Origin of the sequence: uncultured Helicobacter sp. (assembly GCF_937893305.1) — a bacterium.
Lineage (GTDB): Bacteria > Campylobacterota > Campylobacteria > Campylobacterales > Helicobacteraceae > Helicobacter_D.
Genome location: NZ_CALBGN010000002.1, coordinates 1 through 20391, shown reverse-complemented (window position 1 = coordinate 20391; position 20391 = coordinate 1). Strand labels below are relative to the sequence as shown.

Sequence of the window (20391 nt, the reverse complement as noted above, 5' to 3'; positions counted from 1 at the left end):
AGCAAAATGCCTTTAAAAATGGATAATTTCTTAAGTTTTGCAATTGTAAATGGATTTTTTATTGGACTTTTATTATCCTTTTTAAAATTTGATGATCCTGCAATGATTGTAGCTGGAACACTTATCTCTACAATGGGTTTTTATCTTATTACTCTAATTAGTGTTTCGCTTTTTGTGCGTTTTTTAAATACAAATGAAAATACGGACAAGAAAAACTCTTATAATGCGCTATTAGAAGAATACATCAGTGAGTTTGACAAGCGTGAAAAAGCAACAAATAAAATCCGTGGATTCCTAAGAACAATGGAAAAAACAATGCGTGAAGAAGAGCAAGAAGACTTACGCAACAAGCCTAATAAATCGGAGAAAATTGATTATGCCGATGACTTCTAATGGTTACCAAAGTGCACTAAAGCGCAATCAAGACTCTCTAGCTTTAGATTATCTCCCAGCAATTAAAGCAATGGCATTTCGCCTAAAAGAAAGATTGCCTGCAAGTGTGGATTTTTCTGATTTAATCTCTATTGGCACAGAAGAACTTATTAAGCTTGCACGCAAATATGATAGCAGCCTAAATGATTCCTTTTGGGGTTATGCAAGACCGCGTGTGCAAGGGGCAATGCTAGATTATCTCCGCTCCCTTGATCCACTCTCACGCAATATGCGCACTTTAATTAAACGCATTGACAAAGCCATTGCTATTTATTACAATGAGCACCAAGAAGAGCCTGATAATGCGTATTTAAGCGAACTCTTAAAAGAAAGCGAAGAGAAGATCAAAGAAGCAAGAGTTGCAGGTGAAATTTACAGCGTAATGCCTATTGATGATCAGTTAGGACAGCAAGAAGAAGGCACGCTAGAAAGCATTGAAAAAGAAGAATTAATTGCAGTAATTTTACAAATCTTAGAACACGCAACACCAAATGAACAGCTTGTTATACAGCTCTATTATTATGAAGAACTTAGTTTTAAAGAAATTAGTCAAGTGTTAGAAGTTAGCGAAACTAGAATTTCTCAACTTCATAGAGCGGTGATTAGAAAGGTGCGGCAACACCTTGAAGAAGGGGGATTAAATGGCTGATATTTTAAGTCAAGAAGAAATTGATGCGCTGTTAGAAGTCGTTGATGATGAGGGTGGAGAGCCAGAAACATTAGAAAAACCCGCTGTTGTCCAACAACGCCAAATCACGCTTTATGACTTCAAGCGTCCAAATCGTGTCAGCAAAGAACAGCTTCGTGCATTTCGTGGAATCCACGATAAAATGGCAAGAAGCCTATCTAGTCAGATTTCTGCGATTATGCGCTCCATTGTTGAAATCCAACTTCACAGCGTGGATCAAATGACTTATGGAGAGTTTTTGATGAGCTTGCCAAGTCCTACAAGCTTCAATGTTTTTTCTATGAAACCTCTTGATGGCACAGGTGTTTTAGAAATTAATCCTAGCATTGCTTTTCCAATGATTGACAGACTTTTAGGTGGTAAAGGCGACCCTTATGAATCCACAAGAGAATTTAGTGATATTGAGCTAAACTTATTAGATACAATTTTGCGTCAAATGATGCAAAACCTAAAAGAAGCTTGGGCTCCAATTACAGAGATTTTTCCAACCGTTGATGTTAAAGAATCTAGTCCAAATGTCGTGCAAATCGTTGCACAAAATGAAATCGTTATTATGGTTGTTATGGAGATTATTATTGGACATAGCAGCGGAATGATGAACTTATGCTATCCTGTTATCTCCCTAGAATCCGTTCTATCTCGTCTTGCAAGCAGAGATATAATGCTAAGTGAAACTAGTGCAAAAAAATCAAGAAACAAAGAACTTCAAGCTCTTTTAGGGGGAGCAAAAGTTAATGTTGCCGCTGTGCTTGGAGAAACAAGGCTCTCAATGCACGAAATTCTTGATTTAGAAGTCGGCGATATTGTGCGCTTAGATCGTCCTGCTGATGACACAGTAATTATTAATGTAGATGGTAGAGAGAAATTTTTAGCAAGTATTGGATTACACCGCTATCGCAAAACTATTGAAGTTAAAGAAATGATAAAAACAGAAAAAGACCAAGTTAAAGAAATTTTAGAAATGCTTGAAGTGCAACGAAAATCCCGTGCTAATGAATTAGAAGAGGAGTAAAAATGCTAAATGATTTTTTAAAGCTTATTATCCAAGAAACAACCGCTACTATTGAAGGCTTGCTAGGACAAGCACCAGAAGTTAGTCACATAGAAGCACAAAATGGTAAAAGCGATTCTATAAAACCACCTATGGCTAAAATTGAAATCAACACTGATGATGGCGCAGCTTTAGCATTTTTTATCTCTCCAAAGGTTGCCACTGCCTTAGCAGATATGATGCTAGGAGGAGAGGGAGAGAGCAAAGACGCAATGGAAGCAGATGATTTAGATGCTACAAAAGAGATTGCTTCTAATATTTTTGGTGCGATTTCTACTTCTCTTGGAGGACAGAAAGAATTGCCCAAGCTAAGTTTTAGCATTAGCAATATTAACTTTATCCCAGATGGCGACTTAGGACTTGCAAATTATAGTGGATTTTACACCTTTGCTTTTAATATAGGATCTGTGCAGGATTTTTTATATTTTGGATTCTCTAGCGCATTTGAAAACCACTTTAACCCAAATGCGAGCCAAGCTCCAACAGAAAGTAGCACAGGTAGCAGTGAAGCGCAGACAAAAGTGGAGCTAAATAATGCCGAAATGAAAAATATGGCAATGCTTTTAGACGTGCGTTTGCAAGTTAAAGTTAGAATCGGACAGAAAAAAATGCTTCTTAAAGATGTGATCGCAATGGATATTGGAAGTGTTGTAGAACTTAATCAGCTCGCAAATGACCCTTTAGAAGTGCTTGTAGATGACAAAGTGATTGCTAAAGGAGAAGTTGTGATTGTTGATGGAAACTTTGGAATCCAAATTACAGAAATTGCACCCAAAAAAGATAGACTTGACCAATTAATGTAGTTTTATTATAATGTAGTTTTATTATAAAGGACCACTCAATGCTCTTTAGCTCTTATCTCTTTATTTTTGCTTTCTTACCCATAATGCTGCTTGGCTTTTATGGGTTAAGATTTTTGCATAAAGACTTTTTAGCCAAGCTTTTCTTGGTTCTTGGCAGTTTATTTTTCTATGCCTTTTGGGAAGTTAAATATCTTGCATTACTTTTACTTTCTATTTTGATAAATTATGGGATTGCAACACTAATTTTAAAGAGTTTTGCTAAAAATAATATGGGGGGGGGGCATAATAAACTTTATCTGTGCATTGGAGTCTTTTTTAATCTTGCCTTACTTGGATTTTTTAAATACACAGACTTCTTTTTAGAGAATTTTAATTTACTCTCTAAGCTTCTACATTTAGATTTTAATATCCCTTTACCTCATATTCTTTTACCTCTTGCAATTTCGTTTTTTACCTTTCAACAAATCGCTTTTTTGGTGGATTGCTATAAGAGAATTGATGTAAAAGATTTAGAAGAAAATTACGATTCCATCTTTTCTAGCCCATTTAAAATTGATTTTTTAGATTATTGTTTATTTGTGAGTTTTTTCCCACAACTAATTGCAGGACCTATTGTGCATCATAAAGAAATGATGCCACAATTTAAATCCTTATCTAATAGTGTGCAATGGGATAAGATTGCTAAGGGTTTGTTTATTTTCTCCATAGGTTTATTTAAAAAGGTTTTTATTGCAGATAGTTTTGCAAAATGGGCTAATAATGGATTTAGCATTGTAGAAAAGGGTGAGTTTTTAAACCTTGCAGAATCTTGGGCAACTTCTTTATCTTATACCTTTCAGCTTTATTTTGATTTTAGTGGATATTGTGATATGGCAATAGGGTTAGGATTGTTTTTTGGGATTGTTTTACCAATTAATTTTAACTCTCCTTATAAAGCATTAAACATCACAGAGTTTTGGAGAAAATGGCATATAACTTTGGGGAGATTTTTAAAAGATTATCTTTATATCCCACTAGGTGGCAATAGAGGTTCTAAGCTTCTTACGCTTAGAAATCTTTTTCTTGTTGCCTTTTTAAGTGGGGTGTGGCACGGAGCTGGATTTGGGTTTATAATCTGGGGAGTATTGCACGGACTTGCAATGTGTTTACATAGGACTTATGGATATGTTTTAGAGATTTTAAATTTACAAAAGGCTGTGTTTTTACAAAGTCGTTTGTATAAGATTTTATGTTGGATTCTTACCTTTAATTTTTTAAATCTTACTTGGGTGTTTTTTAGAGCAGAGAATCTTCAAGGGGCTTTAAATCTCTTAGCAGGTATGTTTGGGGTTGTATGGGTGGAGTTACCAGAGAAAGCAAGACATCTCCCAAAGTTATTAGCAAAAATTGATGGGAGAAATGAGACACTTTTCTTCTTAATTATAGCTTTTATCATTATCTTAAGCGCAAAAAATAGCATTGAATTATTGCAAAACTTTAAACCTTGTTGGAAAAATGTCGTATTTGCTGGGATATTGTTTTATATTTCTATTGCAACCCTTAGTGTAACTCCTTATGTAGAGTTTATCTACTTTAATTTTTAAGGAATTTTATGAGTAATATTAAATTTATTCTTTATACCTTGATATTTTTTCTTTCAATAACTTGCTTATCCTTAAGCGTTATTTACATTTATGATCCTTTACAAATCTTTCATAAAAGCTATTTTAAAGAAAGATTCTTTAGCGAAATGCGTTTAGGAGCTAGAGGGATTATTAAGCATTATGATTTTGATTCCTATATCCTAGGCACTTCTATGCTCCAAAATACTTCAGCACAAGAAGCAAATGAAAAACTAGGTGGCAAGTGGGTGAATATTTCACCAGCAGGTAGTAGCATTAAAGAAAGATCTATTCTCTTAAATTATCTTTTTTCACATAAAGAGCCAAAAGCTATTATCTATTCTTTGGATGCTTTTAGCGATGAACTAACCACCAAGCCAAACTTTCAACTCCTTTATGACAACTCTTTTTTAAATGATTTTGAGGCATATTTCAACGATAGATTTATCATTTGCACTCTAACTTTTAGCCAAAAAGAAAGCTGTATTGGCGAAAAGAACCTAGAAACACTTTTACAATGGATCAAAGAAGAGAAACATATCCAAAGACTAGGCGGATTTGAAAATTGGATAAAGTTTAATTCTGATATTTTCAAAAGCGAATTTAAAGACTTCGCACAAGCAAAACCTGTAGAATTTAATGAAGATAAAATAGATATAAGCAAACAACAAGAATTTTTAAATACTTTTACTCTATCCTTTATAAAAGAACATCCAAATACAAAATTTCACTTAGTAATCCCCCCTTATTCAAGACTTCACTTTAAAATGCATGCTAAAGCCTTTATAGAACGCAAAAGAATTATTTCTTGGCTACTCCACCAAACAAAAAACCTAAACAATGTTACCATCTATGGTTTTGATACTTTAGATTATGCGGACAATATCGCAAATTACGCTGGTGATGCTATCCATTATGCTAGCGATATGAACTCTTTACAGCTTAGTGCAATGCGTGATAAACAATATGTTTTAACCTTGGACAATGTGGAATCTTATTTCAATACTCTAGAGAAAAACATCAAAAATTATGATATAACCCCACTTGTTAATATTGCTAAAAATATGGGCGTTATTAATGAGTGAAAGGCTCTGCCTTAAGCCTTTTTAGTTACAATTGCGTTTATGAATGACAAAATCAAAGCGTTTATTGCAAAGCAACATTTACTTGCTCTTAGCGTGATTGATAATACGGAAGATACACATTTAAGTGTTTATAGTGCAAGCTGTTATTATGCGTTTTTCACTCAGAATTTAAGCCTTTGCTTCAAAAGCGATTCTAATTCTAAACATATAAAATTAGCCTCTGTTAATCCAAATGTTGCAGTCATAATTGCGCAAGATTCTAGCATTCTAACAAATCTAAAAGGTGTGCAAATCAAAGCGTATTTTCGCAATGCCACACAAGAGGAACAGAGATTTTACTATCAAAAATTTCCTTTTGCCACTCTTGGAAATGGAGAGATTTTTGCACTTGATATTTACTTTGCAAAATACACAGACAATCAACTTTTATTACAAAAAAAATTGATATATAAAGGAATAAAATGAAAAAGGTGCTATTATTAATGAGTGGCGGTGTAGATTCTAGCTATTGTGCTTATCTTCTACAAAAACAGGGATATTTAGTCTATGGAGTGTATTTAAAGCTCCACAACAAAGAAGAGAAGCACGCTTATTTTGTGCGCAATATTGAAAAATGCGCGAAACATTTAAATATAGAATATTCTATCATTGATGAAAAAGAACTTTTTAAAGAAAAGGTTTATAACTATTTTGTAGAATCATACAAAAAAGGATTAACTCCAAATCCTTGTGCTATGTGCAACCCCTTTGTAAAATTTGGAATTGCATTTGAATTGGCTGATAAAATGGGATTTGATTATGTTGCAACCGGACATTATGCACAAATTAAAGATGGAAAAATCTCACAAGGTGCGGATATACACAAAGATCAAAGTTATTTTCTTTTTGGATTGAAACCTGAATGGATTTCACGCATTATTTTTCCACTTGGAGATAAAATCAAAGAAGAAATTAAACCCATTGCCCTAAAAGAGCTTTCTTGGCTTGGAACACTAGAAACTTATAAAGATTCTCAAGAGATTTGTTTTGTGGAAAATTCTTATATTGATGTTTTAAACAAACACTACAAAACAGATTCCATAGGCGATGTGCTAGATACACAAGGAAATGTGATTGGCACGCATAAGGGCTATATGCAATACACCATTGGCAAGCGCAAGGGTTTTGAGATTAAAGGCGCGCTAACTCCACATTATGTGTTAAAAATTAATCCACAAAATAACACAATTGTTGTAGGAGATAAGGAATCTCTAGCCACAAAAGAAGTTCGTGCGACAAATTTTTCTCTGCCTAAAGAATATTTTAAAACAGGCAATCTCTTAGAGTGTGAAATAAAAATCCGCTACAAAAGCCACAAGACAAAAGCGAAAATTGAACTCTTAGAAGATGGTAAAAAGGAAGTGATTGTGGCGCATTTGCAAGAACCTGTTTATGGAGCAGCAAGCGGACAGGCTCTTGTGCTTTATGATGGTTCTAAAGTGCTTGGTGGTGGTTTTATTCTTTAAAGGCTTATTAAATTATGCTGGAATCCACTTTTTATATTTAAGGACCACTTATTTCTTACCCATAATGCTGCTTGGCTTTTATGGGTTAAGATTTTTGCATAAAGACTTTTTAGCCAAGCTTTTCTTGGTTCTTGGCAGTTTATTTTTCTATGCCTTTTGGGAAGTTAAATATCTTGCATTACTTTTACTTTCTATTTTGATAAATTATGGGATTGCAACACTAATTTTAAAGAGTTTTGCTAAAAATAATATGGGGGGGGGGCATAATAAACTTTATCTGTGCATTGGAGTCTTTTTTAATCTTGCCTTACTTGGATTTTTTAAATACACAGACTTCTTTTTAGAGAATTTTAATTTACTCTCTAAGCTTCTACATTTAGATTTTAATATCCCTTTACCTCATATTCTTTTACCTCTTGCAATTTCGTTTTTTACCTTTCAACAAATCGCTTTTTTGGTGGATTGCTATAAGAGAATTGATGTAAAAGATTTAGAAGAAAATTACGATTCCATCTTTTCTAGCCCATTTAAAATTGATTTTTTAGATTATTGTTTATTTGTGAGTTTTTTCCCACAACTAATTGCAGGACCTATTGTGCATCATAAAGAAATGATGCCACAATTTAAATCCTTATCTAATAGTGTGCAATGGGATAAGATTGCTAAGGGTTTGTTTATTTTCTCCATAGGTTTATTTAAAAAGGTTTTTATTGCAGATAGTTTTGCAAAATGGGCTAATAATGGATTTAGCATTGTAGAAAAGGGTGAGTTTTTAAACCTTGCAGAATCTTGGGCAACTTCTTTATCTTATACCTTTCAGCTTTATTTTGAATACACAAAATATTGTTCCTTATTTGCGCTTTATGAAACAAAAAATTATGCAATATGATGCTACTCCACTTTTAAATATGATAAAATCCTACAAAAAGCAGTAAGATATTCCAGCTTATAAAACTATAATCTTAAATGAAATTTAGGAAAACTTATGCAACAAACAATTTATTTAGCAGGTGGATGTTTTTGGGGAGTGCAAGGCTATTTTGACTTGCTTAAAGGAGTTATTAACTCACAAGTTGGCTATGCAAACTCTAAGGTGGAATCGCCCAGTTATCAGCAAGTTTGCAACGGGGAAACACAGGCAGTAGAAGCTGTGGAAATCACTTTTGATTCTACACTTTTAAGCCTTGAAACGCTTTTAAAACGCTTTTTTAGCATTATTGATCCCTTTGCACTAAACTATCAAGGCAATGATATTGGCACACAATATAGAAGTGGAATCTACACAAAAGACATCAAAACATTAAATGCAGTGCAAAACTTCATCAAAGTCTTACAAAAACAATTTTCTAAAGAAATTGTTACAGAAGTAAGCCTACTAGAAAACTTTTACCCTGCTGAAGATTATCACCAAAAATACTTACAAAAAAACCCTACTGGATATTGCCACATTGACTTAAGTGCTGCTTTGAAAGAATTAGACTAAAATTTATGCTTTTGTTTCAAGCCTTTTTCAAATTTTTTACGCTTTAGAATAGGGAGTTTATCAATAAACAAAATTCCATTTAAGTGGTCAATTTCGTGCTGAAAAGCAACAGCTAAATAATCTTCTGCCACAATCTCTTTTGACTCTCCATAGCGATCTTTATAGGCAATTTTTATGCTTGAAGCGCGTTTAACATCTTCATAAAACTCTGGAACACTTAAACAACCCTCATTAAAAAGGATTTCTCCATCTTTTTCTATAATCTCTGGATTAATAACTTCTAGCAAATCTTCTTTATGCTGATTACCTTCTTCATCTGGGATACAAATCAAAAGTGCGCGGATTGGCTTTGCTACTTGGATTGCAGAGATTCCAACACCATTTTTTGCTAACATTACTTCATACATTTCATCTAAAAGCGTGTGCAATTCTTCATCAAAAACTTCCACTGGTTTAGAGATTTGACGCAACAAAGGATTAGGATAAGTAATCACTTCTAACATCACTAATCTCCAAAAACAACAAAGGAAATATTACCACTAGAAGCTTTCTTGAGAGCATCAAGTCCATTTTTTATAATCTCTCTTTGCTTAGAGAGTTCATTAATCTCAACGATACCCGTGCAAACACTTAAAGGAATCTCTTCATCTCCAACAATAATGTTAATCCCAACAACCTTTTCAATTAAACGATTTGCAAAGCGTTTTGCGGAATCCTTATCACTATGACTTAGCAAAATTCCAAAAATTCCCGCTTCATAATACGCCACAATATCACTACGATTTGCCACTTTTTGCAAAATTTTTGAAAGTGAGCGATTAATAACAAGTGCTGTCTTATCTGAAGTAATGCGATTTTGTAAGCTTTTTGAAACACGCACAAACAAAAGTGTTGATTTATATCCGCCTGCATTTACAGAGTTTGCTTCAGCAATCACACGCTTTTCTAAAAAGCGTTTATTATAAATTCCATACACACTATTACAAATCACTTCATCACTAATCCCATCAATAGAAGCAAGAGTCTTTTTGTGCATTGTTTTAATATCTTGTAACTGATGTGTAGTAACTTCACTAAGCTTATCTAGCTCCTTTTGAAAAACCATAATAATGTTCTGAAGCGCAATAGCATTAGTTGTTGTTTCAACTTCTTTTTCATGCTTTTTTAAAATATTTTGGAGTAATTTTAAATTTTTTAACAAAGCATCAATTTGATTTAAAGTGCCTGCCATATAATTTTGTGTTTTTAACACTTTAGATTCCAATGCGGCTTGCTTTTCTTCTGGACGCTGATCAACTTCTACATATTGAAAAGCATTATCTTTAAAATCCTGCGATTTGTCTTCTAAGAGCTTTTCAAAATAGATTCTATAATTATAAGGTGTAGGTAAGATTCCATTCGCATTTAATTCTTTAATAACTTGCAAGCCATATTCTTCGAGCGTTTTTGCATCACCACTTACTTCTGTGCCAGATACAGAAGGTTGCGATGGCTCTGCTTCCATTCCAAAAGATGAAAAGGAGTTAGCACTCCCTAAACTAGATTCCTCAATGCCACCGGCTTCAAAACTCTGTAACCCATCAAAGGAACCAAAATCATCTTTCATGACATACCCCTTACTTCAAACTTTTTTCCAAAACGCTATCAATTAGCCCATATTCTTGTGCTTCTTTTGCACTTAAATAAAAATCTCTATCTGTATCTTTTGCAATCTTCTCCAAAGGTTGGTTTGTATTATTAGCTAAAATCTCATTTAAGCTTGCTTTTAAACGCAAAATTTCTTTTGCTTGAATTTCAATCTCTGTTGCCTGTCCTTGCGCTCCACCTAATGGTTGATGAATCATAATACGTGAATTTGGCAAAGAATATCGCTTGCCCTTTGCGCCACAGCTCAACAAAAACGCTCCCATACTTGCTGCTTGTCCAATACAAATTGTGCTAATATCTGGCTTAACATAATTCATTGTATCATAAATGCTCAATCCGCTTGTTACCACGCCTCCGGGAGAGTTGATATACAAATAAATATCTTTCTCTGGATCTTCAGCTTCCAAAAAAAGCAATTGCGCAACAATAGATGATGCCAATCCATCATCAATTTGTCCGCTTAAAAGAATGATTCTATCTTTTAAGAGCCTAGAATAAATATCATAAGCACGCTCACCGCGCCCAGTCTTTTCAATAACCGTTGGCACATAATAGCCCATATTATGCCTTTTTATCTAGCAGTGCTGTAAGCACCTTATCTTCAAGCATCGCCATTTTAACTGCTGGGATTAAGTTGTTGTTTTTGTAATACTCAAACATTGCTTTAGGATCTTGACGCATTGCCATTGCCTCATAATAAATTGTATTAATCACTTCATTATCAGGGATTTGTAGATTATCACGCTTTGCAATTGCATCAATTAGAAGTGTTACACGCACACTTTTTTGTGCATTTTCTCTTTGTTCTTCACGCTTTGCCTGCATTGCGTCTTTATCTTTAGCAAGCTTTTCTTGCTCTTCTTTTGGCAGTGCCATAAACGCATTTCTAAGCAATAAATCCATCTCTTGTTCTACAATAGATTTTGGCAAATCAAATGCAATCTTAGCATTTAAGTTTTCTACAAGTTTTTCTTTTAGTTCATTGTTATAAACTTTTTGTTTTTTCTCATCTTGCAGCTGTTCTTTCACCTTTGCTTTTAGGCTTTCAACACTTGCTTCTTTATCATCCGGAAAGAGAGTTTTTGCAAAATTATCATCAATTTCAATTTTACCTTTTGTTTGGATTTCAAGCAACTTAACTTTAAACATAGCTGGCTTTCCGGCTAAATCTTTAGATTGATAATTTTCTGGAAAAGTTACATTGATTTCTTTTTCCTCTCCTCTTTTCATTCCAATTAATTGCTCTTCAAAACCTTCAATAAAAGACTTACTTCCAATTTTTAGCAAATATCCTTCTGCCTTTCCACCCTCAAATGGCTTCCCATCAATAAAGCCCTCAAAGTCAATTTTAGCAAATTCTCCATCTTTTAATTTTCGTCTGCCATCTTCAATTTTAACTAAAGGTGCTCTAGCACTTGCAATCTCTTCTAAACGCGCCTCAATATCAGCATCTTTAACTTCTGGAATCTTAACTTCTGGGATACAAGAATCCACATCATCAAGTTTAATTGTTGGAGCTAAACTAATTTCTACTTCAAGCTCGATTCCACTGTCTTTTTTCTCAAACTTTGTAATGCGTGGATCACCAAGAAGCATAAAAGCTTCTACATTTAATTCTTTTAAAATCTCTTGCAATAAGTCTTGCACACACTCTCTTTGCGCGTCTTCTTCAAGTTGCTTTCCATAGCGTTGCTTAATTGCCGCAGCAGGCACTTTACCCTTACGAAATCCATCTAATTTTAGATTCTTACTTGCCGCTTTTGTTACTTTATCTAACTTTTTGCTGAGTGCGTTTGCTGGGATTGTAGCTTGTGCTACTGCATTTGCACTATCTACTCTATTAACCTTCATTCTCTCTATGCTCCAAATTTTAAATTTAAGTAATTTTTGATTTTAACAAAACTTTTCTTAAAAACAACAACTTCTTTATTTTACTCTCCAATAATTTCACGCAATCCTCTGCTATTTTCCTTACTTAAAAATCCCCTTTGTTGCATCTGCTCTACAATATTTGCCGCCTTATTAAAACCAATTCCTAAGCGGCGTTGAATATGACTAATAGAAGTTTTGCCTTCTGTTAGCATAATGCGTTTTGCCTCTTCATAAAGATCATCGGCTTCTCCATTAGATTGCACTTGTGAGCGTTCTTCTTTTTGCAAAAAGCGTTCATCATATTGTGGCGGGCATTGTGCTTTGATAAATTCTACAATGCGTTCAATCTCTTCTTCTGTGCTAAATGGTGCGTGCAAACGCATTACATTTCCACCACCCATTGCAAAAAGCATATCTCCATTTCCTAGCAAAGATTCCGCTCCGTGGCAATCTAAAATCACTTTGGAATCTATTTTTTGCCCCACTTTATAACTAATGCGTGATGGAAGATTTGCTTTGATTAATCCTGTTACAACATCGACACTTGGACGCTGTGTGGCAACAATCAAATGGATTCCACTTGAACGCGCCATTTGCGTTAAACGAGAAATCGAAGCTTCTGCTTCCTTGCCACCTGTCATCATTAAATCTGCTAATTCATCAATGATAATTACAATGTAAGGGAAAGGATCAAAGCCTTCTATTTCTGCTTTTTGATTATAGCTTTCAATATTTTTCACTCTTGCTTCACTAATCAGTGCGTTGCGTTGTTCCATTTCTTTAACTGCTACATCAAGTGCGAAAATCGCATTCCTAGGATTTGTAATAACCGGTGTTAAAAGATGTGGAATATCGTTATAAATACTAAATTCCACCATTTTTGGATCAACCATTATAAGTTTAAGTTTATCTGGAGGATTTTTATAAAGCAAGGATAAAATCATCGCATTAATCCCTACGCTTTTCCCGCTACCTGTTGTTCCGGCAATCAGCAAATGAGGGAGCTTTTTGAGATCTGTTACAAAAGGATTGCCTACAATATCTTTTCCTAAAGCTAAAGTTAGCGGAGAGGCGGAATTTTTAAACAAATCGTTTTCTAAAATTTCACGCAAATAAATCGTCTCTACCTGTGCGTTTGGGATCTCAATACCTACGACATCTTTGCCTGGGATTGGTGCTTGAATACGGATTGTTTTAGCGCGCAGAGCCATCGCTAAATCATCTTGCAAAGTCAAAATGCGTGAAACTTTAACATTTGGATTTGGACGAAACTCAAAGGTTGTTACAATAGGACCAGAATAAGTGCGCGCAATATCACCTTCAATCTTAAAGACGCGCATTTTATTTAATAAATCATTAATTTTTCTATCAATTTCAGCTTCATCAACTTCAATATGCGCACTCTTTGGCTCTTGCAAAAACTCTACTTTAGGCAATTGATAATCTTTAGATTCCAATACTTGAGGTGTTTGCGTCATCTCTAAATCTTTTAAAAGCGCGACATTTTCTTCTAGAGTTTTTACGATTTCTACACTCCTTGATGTTTCTCTACTCTCTTGTGGGATTTGCACGCTTGGTGGTGGGGCTTGCTGTGGCAGTGGCTCTGGAGTAGATTTTGTTTGTGATGACAGCAATATTTGTGGTGGCGTTGGCTCTTGTGTGCTTAATGCTTGTGGATGATTTTGGGTTTTGGGAACAGTTTGATCTTGTTGTTTGTTGGGTTGCTGTGGCAAAATTTGCTGTTGGGAGATTTTAGATTCCATATTTAGCTTAGATTCTGTGTGTATTGCTAACTGATTTTGTATAGGCTGTGCTGGCTCTTTATAATGTGTATAGCCATAATCAAAAGTTGGAATCGCATTTGGGATTGTGGTATATTTTAGCTGCGGCATTGGCTCTGGTATTTGATTTTGCTCTTGATTTAGCGTTTGATCTTGTGTTTGTGGTGCAACTATGGAGTCTTGTAGGATGTTGGATTCTACACTAATCTCAATGTTTTCTTCCACGCTTGCCTGATCTTGTGAAAGGACAACCTTAGGCTCTATATTTTCTGCAACTTCAATATTTTCTTGTGAAAGGGTAATTTTGGATTCCATATTTTTTGGCGGATGCACACTTGCTGTATTGCCATAATAAAAAATCGTCTTAGGAAGTGTGTTTTTGCTGCTTGGATATTCTTTAGAGAAACTTTCTAAATCCACAAGACGATCGTGCGTGCCAACGGAATCCTTATCATAATATGCGCTAAAAGGTGTAGTGGCATAGAGATTTTTGGGATAGGATTTAATGGCTTTTTTAGAAAATTCTTTTGAGGATTGTTCAATTGGCTCTTCTATAAAAGATTCTGGCTCACCTTGTGCTGTGCTTTCTTTTTTGATAAGTTTTATGGATTCTTCTTTTTGCTCTTCTTCTTTGCTGTAAAGTTCACTTTTTTCAAAACGCTTAAAGTTTTCTAAGCTTGCCATGGATTGCATTTGAAACTGCATAGGATCAAAGCTGTCTTGCTGAATACTTTTTGCACTAATTACACGAATCATTGAATCTTCTTTTGTCTCTTTGGGGGTCTCTTCTAAGGGGTTGTCTTCACGCATTGGAAGTTCAATATCTTGACGCAACACATCAATCCCTTCTTCAAAACTTTTTGATTCCAATGGCTCAACATTCTCTTGTGGTAACTCTTCTTCCTCTTCTTTAAACTGAAAAGATACACGCTCTTTTGGTGGAGGATTATCCTTGCTTTGCTCAATGAGTTCTTCAAGGGTTAAAGGACGCAATTCTTCTTGTTGTTTTGTGCTTTGTGGAATCTCTTGTGAAGATTCTTCTGTTACTTCTAAAGGCTCTTCTTTGACCTCTATTGGATCACTTTTTAATTCCACAATATCAGGCTTTATGGAATCCTTTTTTGCAGGTGGCGTAAAAAACGCTTTTGTCTTCTGCCAAAAAACCTTTAGTTTTTCTGTATTTTTATGTAGAACATCTTTAGAGGCTTTAGCTTGTTTTAGATCTTTTTTAAGATCTTCTTTAAGTGCATTTAAGATGGTTTTATAAAGTTCTTTTGGAGATTTTTCTGTGTATAACATCACGCCAAAACCTAACATTAAAAGTCCTAGAATAAAAACTCCAAGAGAAGTGATAATAGGCTTTAAAACATTGTTAAATGCAACACCTAAAATTCCTGCATTACTAAAAAACAATCCTTGAAGCACAAGAAGCGCAAATACAATAATCACGCCTCCTAATATTTTTTCTAACAAAACATTGTCAAATTTCAGATTCTTTTCATAACAAACAAAGGCTAAACCAAACGCCCAAATATAGCCAAAGTATCCCAAAAACCAAAATTGCACCTTTGGCAAGAAGCTTAAAAAAGAAAACACTTCACCCATAAGCGTTAAGATTCCAAAAAAAACCAACGCTAGAACAGCAAACATTTTTGAAGATTTCATTTGTAATAATATTTCTTTATAGTTTTTTGTTTTTATGATAAAGTCCTTAAATGAAGTGGCGAGAGGGTGAGAGAATCGAACTCCCCAGCAAATAGACACCTATCCGCCCAAATGGGTTTGAAGCCCACGATGCCCACCAGTGACATATACCCTCCGCATTTGTATTGTGGAGATGAGAATTTAGCGCAATTTTACTTAATTTTCAATTTCTTAAATCACGCTTTAAAATTCTACCATTTCCCTGTCTCTTTTACGATACACTGCGCATTTTGTATAACCGATTTCTTTTGCTAAAGCTTCTATTTCTTTGCGCTTAAAATTAATTTGATTTAATGCGTGCGCATCACTTCCAAAAGTAATTGGAATTTCTAAGGTATAGCACATCTCTAAAATCTCTTTGCTTGGATACTGCTCTTCTACTTCCTTGCGAAAGCCTGCCGCATTAATTTCTACACACAAATTTGCTTGTTTGATTACTTTTAGTGTTGTTTCTATTTCTTTTCTTAAATCTTTTGTAGGGAAATATTTAAAGACCTTTAGCAAATCCATATGCGCCACAATATCAAACTTGCCACTCTTTGCTAAAGCCTGTGTTGCCTTAAAATACTCCACCCAACAATCATTAATATCACGCTTTGCATATTCTCTAATAAATTCTGGATTATCAAATCCCCAATCCCCTAGAAAATGCACTGCTCCAATTCTATAATCTAATGGGATCTCAAATAAAAAATCTTCCATAAAAGGTGGCAAAAAATCAATTTCAAGTGCGCTTAAAATTTCAATTTGCCCTGCATATTTTTCTTTTAAAGACAAAATGGATTCCAAATATAAAGGCAACTCTTCAAAACGCATTCTATATTTTGGATCAAATCGCATAGGATTATGACAAGAAAACCCAAAAACATCAATGCCTTCTTCAATGGCTCTTAAAACATATTCTTCCATTGTGCCAGTAGCGTGATTGCACAAACTTGTATGATTATGTAAATCTATGCGCATCTCTCTACCCTATCCCATTTTCTTTTCCATTTCTTTGGTAATATGCAAGCTTAATACATGCTTATCAAACACAGCAACATAAAAAATCGCATCAAAAATCTTAATATCTAACACAAAGCCTTCAACTTTTACTTCACGTTTTTTTGTATCTTCTTGCAAAGTTTCCGCACGAAACAAGACTTCATTGCCAAGCTCAATAGGTGCTAAAAACTTCACTTCTGCACCAATCATAATACCATTTGGCTCATTAACAGCTAAAAGCGCACAATATGCAGCACTTGAAAACAAATAACCAGAATGCGCAAGCCCTTGTTTATCTAGCACCATTTTATTTGTAACTTCCAATAAAACACTCGCCTTACCATATCGCTGCTCTTTAATCACGCCATTTGCAGGATTAATATTCAAGCAAACCTTTTGAATTACTGCGTCATTATCAGACTTGTTTAAAAAATCCTCTTCTTCTTCTATGAGTTCATCTTCCATCACAACTCCTTTAAAAGTGGCGCATTATAGCATAATTGCACGCTTAAAATCTGTTGTCTTTTTAATGTTATAATGCTTGCAAATTTTAAAAGGTGCTGTATGAAAATTGTATTTTTATCCCACACAGATTCTAATCTTTTTAGATTCCGTCTTCCTATAATGCTAGCTTTAAAAGAACAAGGACACGAAGTTATCGCCCTAACTCCAAGGGGAGAAGATTTTGATAAATTTGCCCCCTTAGGCGTTAAAGCCGTAGAATACCACATTAAGCGAAGCAGTTTAAATCCTTTTAGCGCATTAAGCAGTATTCAAGAAATTGCCAAAATTTTAAAAGAATTGCGCCCTGATATTGTGCATACCTTTATGCTAAAACCAAATATTTTTGGTGCATTTGCCGCTAAGATTGCTGGGATTCCTTATGTGATAAACAGCCTTACAGGACTTGGGAGTTTCTATATCCAAAACAACGCAAAGGCAAAAATCTTCCGCTTTATTATAGAGTTCCTAAATCGCATTTCCTTTAAAATTTCTAAAAAAGTGCTGTTTCAAAATCAAGATGACTTAAATTTATTTGTCAAAAAAGGCTTAGTTAGTGCAAATAAAACTGCCCTTATTAAAGGCTCTGGTATTGATACGCAAGCGTTTTTGCCTTATTGCATTGATGAACGCAATGCAATCCGCGCAAAGATTTTGGATTCTATAGATTCTAGCATCCCTAAAGATTGTGTGCTTGTTTTAATGATAGCGCGCGCGATTTTACACAAAGGCGTTAGAGAGTATTATGCAAGTGCAGAGATTTTAAAAAGACGGAATCCAAACTTTGTTTTTTTATATGTTGGCGGAGTGGATTTAGGGAATATTGCTCCTGTTGATGAAGCTTTTTTAAAAAATTCAAATGCTGTGATTTATCTAGGAGAGCGCAAAGACATTAGAGAGTTAATCGGAGCTTGTGATGTGTTTGTTTTGCCAAGTTATAGAGAAGGGATTCCACGCACACTTTTAGAAGCTGGAAGTATGGCAAAGCCGATTGTTACCACAAATGCTGTGGGTTGCCGTGAAGTTGTAAGCGATGGAGAAAATGGATTCTTAGTTGAAGTTGCAAACACACAAGAACTCACAAAAGCTTTAGAAAAACTTTGCAGCAACAAGGATTTACAAACTAAATTTGGGCTTGCAAGTCGTGAAAAAATCTGCAAAGAATTTAGTATAGATTCCATAGTGCAGCAATACTTGTCCCTATATGATGCAGTTTTAAATTCTAAAAATACAGAATCTAAAAAGTTGGAATCCAAAAATCATAAAAGTCTTTATAAGAACATTTTTAAGCCCATTTTTGATCGCTTTTTAGCATTGATTTTATTGCTTCTTTTTTCTCCAATTCTTTGTGTTGTTGCCTTGCTAATCCGCATAAAGCTAGGGGGTCCTGTATTTTTTACACAAGAACGACCGGGCAAAAATGGCGAAATCTTTAAAATCTACAAATTCCGCACAATGAGTAATGCGCGTGATAGCAAAGGTGAACTGCTCCCAGATGATCAACGCCTAAAAGGCTTTGGTAAATTTGTGCGCAAAAGCAGCCTAGATGAACTCCCGCAGCTTTTTAATGTGTTAAAAGGCGAAATGAGTTTCATAGGACCACGCCCTTTGCTTGTGGAGTATTTGCCACTTTATTCTAAAGAGCAAGCGCGTCGCCACGAAGTGAAACCCGGTATTACAGGCTGGGCGCAAGTAAATGGGCGCAATGCGATTTCTTGGGAAGAGAAGTTTCAATTAGATGTTTGGTATGTGGATCATCTTAGTTTTTTGCTGGATTGCAAAATTTTTTATATGACTTTTTACAAGGTAATTAAGCGCAAAGACATTAGCTCAAACACAAGTGTTACAATGGAGAAATTTACAGGAAGCAAAAAATAATGGCGACCCTTGGAAGATTTGAACTTCCGTTTATGCCGTGAAAGAGCATTATCCTTGGCCACTAGATGAAAGGGTCAAAAAGAATCGGTATTCTAGCAAACCTACTGCTATTTTTTGCTTAAAGGACAAATGCTTAAGATTTCACAAAATTCTTCTAAAATTAACACACAAACAATACTTTTAGCTGTATAATCCAAGTAATCCATTAGGATAAATTTTTTATAAAGGAGATCGTATGAAGAAACTTTTGCTTTGTATGATGACTTTTTTGTTTTTAGGAGCAGGTATGGCTTATGCAAAGCCTAAAATCGCAATCCTTGCTACAGGCGGAACAATCGCAGGTTCTATTGATAGCTCTGTTGCTACCACAGGATATACAGCTGGTGTTGTTGGTGTAGATGTATTGATTCAAGCAGTTCCACAAATCAAAGATTTAGCAGAGATTTCTGGACAACAAATCGCAAATATTGATAGCTCAAATATGACAGATGAAATCCAACTCAAACTTGCAAAAGAAATCAACAAACTTTTTGCAAGCGGAATTGATGGCGTTGTAATTACACACGGAACAGACACTATGGAAGAAACTGCATATTTCTTAAATCTAACAATCAAAAGCGATAAACCTGTTGTTTTAGTAGGTGCTATGCGCCCTTCAACTGCAATGAGTGCAGATGGTCCTAAAAACCTTTATAATGCAGTAGCTTTAGCAGCAGATAAACAAAGTAAGGGCAAAGGCGTAATGGTAGCAATGAACGACAAAATTCAAAGTGCTAGAGGTGTTGTAAAGACGCATAGTTTAAATGTTGATGCGTTTTCATCACCAGATTTTGGTGATTTAGGCTACATTGTAGATGGCAAAGTTTTCTTCTATAACAATGTTACAAAAGAACACACAAAAAAATCTCCTTTTGATGTTAGCAAACTTACAGCACTTCCAAAAGTAGATATTCTCTATACTTACTCAAATGACGGAAGTGCAGCTGCTGCAAAAGCTCTTGTCAATGAAGGCGCAAAAGGCTTAGTGATTGCAGGAAGTGGTGCTGGAAGTATTCATCAAAATCAAAAAGAAGTGTTAAAAGAGCTTTTAAAACAAGGTGTAAATATTGCCGTTAGTTCAAGGGTTGTTGCAGGGCGTGTTGCAGTTAGCGATACAGATGCAAAACTAGGATTTATTAGCGCAGAAGATTTAAATCCACAAAAAGCTAGAATCCTTTTAGCCCTTGCGCTTACAAAAACAAATGATCCTAAGAAAATCCAAGAATATTTTCTAAAATATTAATTTTGGATTCCATATAGCACCTTCTTTGGTGCTATATTTCCCTATGTCCTAAATCTGTAATATACTCTGCAAGTTGTTTGATTTCTTCTTTGGT

Annotated in this window: 19 protein-coding genes, 2 tRNA genes and 1 pseudogene; 13 read left to right on the top strand and 9 right to left on the bottom strand. The window is 34.8% G+C overall.

Features of this window, described 5'->3' with window-relative positions; genetic code table 11:
- The first annotated feature begins 6 nt into the window (after positions 1–6).
- The 10 genes from Q0358_RS00840 (at position 7) to msrA (ending at position 8648) form a co-directional block, all read left to right on the top strand.
- Entirely contained in the window at positions 7–393 is a 387-nt protein-coding gene (locus Q0358_RS00840) for a hypothetical protein (protein WP_299546022.1), read from the top strand.
- Positions 377–1081: an RNA polymerase sigma factor FliA gene (locus Q0358_RS00835; RefSeq protein WP_299546046.1), complete on the top strand. Its 705-nt coding sequence runs from the start codon at positions 377–379 to the stop codon at positions 1079–1081. Before Q0358_RS00840 ends, Q0358_RS00835 begins: the two co-directional genes overlap by 17 nt.
- Positions 1074–2132: a flagellar motor switch protein FliM gene (gene fliM / locus Q0358_RS00830; protein WP_299546020.1), complete on the top strand. Its 1059-nt coding sequence runs from the start codon at positions 1074–1076 to the stop codon at positions 2130–2132. Before Q0358_RS00835 ends, fliM begins: the two co-directional genes overlap by 8 nt.
- 2 nt (positions 2133–2134) lie before the next feature.
- Positions 2135–2974, top strand: coding sequence for a flagellar motor switch protein FliY (fliY, locus tag Q0358_RS00825; RefSeq protein ID WP_299546018.1), 840 nt, complete (start codon positions 2135–2137; stop codon positions 2972–2974).
- A 38-nt stretch (positions 2975–3012) separates the two neighbouring features.
- A complete protein-coding gene (locus tag Q0358_RS00820) occupies positions 3013–4557 on the top strand; it encodes an MBOAT family O-acyltransferase (RefSeq protein WP_299546016.1) in 1545 nt (514 codons plus the stop codon).
- An 8-nt stretch (positions 4558–4565) separates the two neighbouring features.
- A complete protein-coding gene (locus tag Q0358_RS00815) occupies positions 4566–5660 on the top strand; it encodes a hypothetical protein (protein WP_299546014.1) in 1095 nt (364 codons plus the stop codon).
- A gap of 39 nt (positions 5661–5699) precedes the next feature.
- Complete coding sequence (locus Q0358_RS00810) at positions 5700–6125, top strand: hypothetical protein (protein ID WP_299546012.1); 426 nt, start codon at positions 5700–5702, stop codon at positions 6123–6125.
- Positions 6122–7165, top strand: a complete 1044-nt coding sequence (gene mnmA, locus Q0358_RS00805; protein WP_299546010.1) for a tRNA 2-thiouridine(34) synthase MnmA — start codon at positions 6122–6124, stop codon at positions 7163–7165. Before Q0358_RS00810 ends, mnmA begins: the two co-directional genes overlap by 4 nt.
- A complete protein-coding gene (locus Q0358_RS00800) occupies positions 7146–8054 on the top strand; it encodes an MBOAT family O-acyltransferase (protein ID WP_299546008.1) in 909 nt (302 codons plus the stop codon). The genes mnmA and Q0358_RS00800 overlap by 20 nt, the downstream gene beginning before the upstream one ends.
- Positions 8055–8150: 96 nt before the next feature.
- The gene (msrA, locus tag Q0358_RS00795; protein ID WP_299546006.1) at positions 8151–8648 is read left to right on the top strand and encodes a peptide-methionine (S)-S-oxide reductase MsrA; all 498 of its coding nucleotides are present in this window, start codon (positions 8151–8153) and stop codon (positions 8646–8648) included.
- On the opposite strand, the gene def is transcribed toward msrA, so the two are convergent.
- The 8 genes from def to Q0358_RS00755 all read right to left on the bottom strand — a co-directional run bounded on the left by def (position 8645) and on the right by Q0358_RS00755 (position 17101).
- A complete protein-coding gene (gene def, locus Q0358_RS00790) occupies positions 8645–9151 on the bottom strand; it encodes a peptide deformylase (RefSeq protein ID WP_299546004.1) in 507 nt (168 codons plus the stop codon). The genes msrA and def overlap by 4 nt on opposite strands.
- Before the next feature lie 2 nt (positions 9152–9153).
- On the bottom strand, positions 9154–10254 hold the full coding sequence (locus Q0358_RS00785) for a diguanylate cyclase (protein WP_299546001.1): 1101 nt from the start codon (positions 10252–10254) through the stop codon (positions 9154–9156).
- A gap of 10 nt (positions 10255–10264) precedes the next feature.
- Positions 10265–10855, bottom strand: coding sequence for an ATP-dependent Clp endopeptidase proteolytic subunit ClpP (gene clpP, locus Q0358_RS00780; RefSeq protein WP_299545999.1), 591 nt, complete (start codon positions 10853–10855; stop codon positions 10265–10267).
- 1 nt (position 10856) lies between these two features.
- The gene (tig, locus tag Q0358_RS00775) at positions 10857–12146 is read right to left on the bottom strand and encodes a trigger factor (RefSeq protein ID WP_299545997.1); all 1290 of its coding nucleotides are present in this window, start codon (positions 12144–12146) and stop codon (positions 10857–10859) included.
- 80 nt (positions 12147–12226) lie between these two features.
- Positions 12227–14632, bottom strand: a complete 2406-nt coding sequence (locus Q0358_RS00770; protein WP_299546044.1) for a DNA translocase FtsK — start codon at positions 14630–14632, stop codon at positions 12227–12229.
- Between the two features lie 1037 nt (positions 14633–15669).
- Positions 15670–15768, bottom strand: a tRNA-Sec gene (locus tag Q0358_RS00765).
- Positions 15769–15835: 67 nt separating this feature from the next.
- Positions 15836–16615, bottom strand: coding sequence for a histidinol-phosphatase (locus tag Q0358_RS00760; RefSeq protein ID WP_299545995.1), 780 nt, complete (start codon positions 16613–16615; stop codon positions 15836–15838).
- A 9-nt stretch (positions 16616–16624) separates the two neighbouring features.
- Complete coding sequence (locus Q0358_RS00755) at positions 16625–17101, bottom strand: hypothetical protein (protein ID WP_299545993.1); 477 nt, start codon at positions 17099–17101, stop codon at positions 16625–16627.
- 72 nt (positions 17102–17173) lie between these two features.
- On the opposite strand from Q0358_RS00755, the pseudogene Q0358_RS00750 reads away from it, so the two are divergent.
- Positions 17174–18322, top strand: a pseudogene (locus tag Q0358_RS00750) (glycosyltransferase family 4 protein); the annotation flags it as partial.
- Positions 18323–18382: 60 nt separating this feature from the next.
- Positions 18383–19015, top strand: coding sequence for a sugar transferase (locus Q0358_RS00745; protein ID WP_299546042.1), 633 nt, complete (start codon positions 18383–18385; stop codon positions 19013–19015).
- Here Q0358_RS00745 and Q0358_RS00740 read toward each other — a convergent pair.
- Positions 19016–19091: transfer RNA gene (locus tag Q0358_RS00740), tRNA-Glu, on the bottom strand. It lies immediately after the preceding gene.
- Between the two features lie 210 nt (positions 19092–19301).
- Between Q0358_RS00740 and Q0358_RS00735 the strand changes: the two genes are divergently transcribed.
- The gene (locus tag Q0358_RS00735) at positions 19302–20297 is read left to right on the top strand and encodes a type II asparaginase (protein ID WP_299546040.1); all 996 of its coding nucleotides are present in this window, start codon (positions 19302–19304) and stop codon (positions 20295–20297) included.
- Positions 20298–20391: the final 94 nt, after the last annotated feature.

What these genes read in the sequence shown, in the direction of transcription:
- fliY (WP_299546018.1), top strand. Translation starts at nt 2,135, where the DNA reads ATGCTAAATGATTTTTTAAAGCTTATTATCCAAGAAACAACCGCTACT.
- Q0358_RS00770 (WP_299546044.1), bottom strand. Translation starts at nt 14,632, where the DNA reads ATGGCAAGCTTAGAAAACTTTAAGCGTTTTGAAAAAAGTGAACTTTAC.
- Q0358_RS00785 (WP_299546001.1), bottom strand. Translation starts at nt 10,254, where the DNA reads ATGAAAGATGATTTTGGTTCCTTTGATGGGTTACAGAGTTTTGAAGCC.
- Q0358_RS00735 (WP_299546040.1), top strand. Translation starts at nt 19,302, where the DNA reads ATGGCTTATGCAAAGCCTAAAATCGCAATCCTTGCTACAGGCGGAACA.
- Q0358_RS00815 (WP_299546014.1), top strand. Translation starts at nt 4,566, where the DNA reads ATGAGTAATATTAAATTTATTCTTTATACCTTGATATTTTTTCTTTCA.
- Q0358_RS00840 (WP_299546022.1), top strand. Translation starts at nt 7, where the DNA reads ATGCCTTTAAAAATGGATAATTTCTTAAGTTTTGCAATTGTAAATGGA.
- Q0358_RS00755 (WP_299545993.1), bottom strand. Translation starts at nt 17,101, where the DNA reads ATGGAAGATGAACTCATAGAAGAAGAAGAGGATTTTTTAAACAAGTCT.
- Q0358_RS00820 (WP_299546016.1), top strand. Translation starts at nt 3,013, where the DNA reads ATGCTCTTTAGCTCTTATCTCTTTATTTTTGCTTTCTTACCCATAATG.
- def (WP_299546004.1), bottom strand. Translation starts at nt 9,151, where the DNA reads ATGTTAGAAGTGATTACTTATCCTAATCCTTTGTTGCGTCAAATCTCT.
- Q0358_RS00760 (WP_299545995.1), bottom strand. Translation starts at nt 16,615, where the DNA reads ATGCGCATAGATTTACATAATCATACAAGTTTGTGCAATCACGCTACT.
- fliM (WP_299546020.1), top strand. Translation starts at nt 1,074, where the DNA reads ATGGCTGATATTTTAAGTCAAGAAGAAATTGATGCGCTGTTAGAAGTC.
- Q0358_RS00835 (WP_299546046.1), top strand. Translation starts at nt 377, where the DNA reads ATGCCGATGACTTCTAATGGTTACCAAAGTGCACTAAAGCGCAATCAA.
- Q0358_RS00810 (WP_299546012.1), top strand. Translation starts at nt 5,700, where the DNA reads ATGAATGACAAAATCAAAGCGTTTATTGCAAAGCAACATTTACTTGCT.
- clpP (WP_299545999.1), bottom strand. Translation starts at nt 10,855, where the DNA reads ATGGGCTATTATGTGCCAACGGTTATTGAAAAGACTGGGCGCGGTGAG.
- msrA (WP_299546006.1), top strand. Translation starts at nt 8,151, where the DNA reads ATGCAACAAACAATTTATTTAGCAGGTGGATGTTTTTGGGGAGTGCAA.
- mnmA (WP_299546010.1), top strand. Translation starts at nt 6,122, where the DNA reads ATGAAAAAGGTGCTATTATTAATGAGTGGCGGTGTAGATTCTAGCTAT.
- tig (WP_299545997.1), bottom strand. Translation starts at nt 12,146, where the DNA reads ATGAAGGTTAATAGAGTAGATAGTGCAAATGCAGTAGCACAAGCTACA.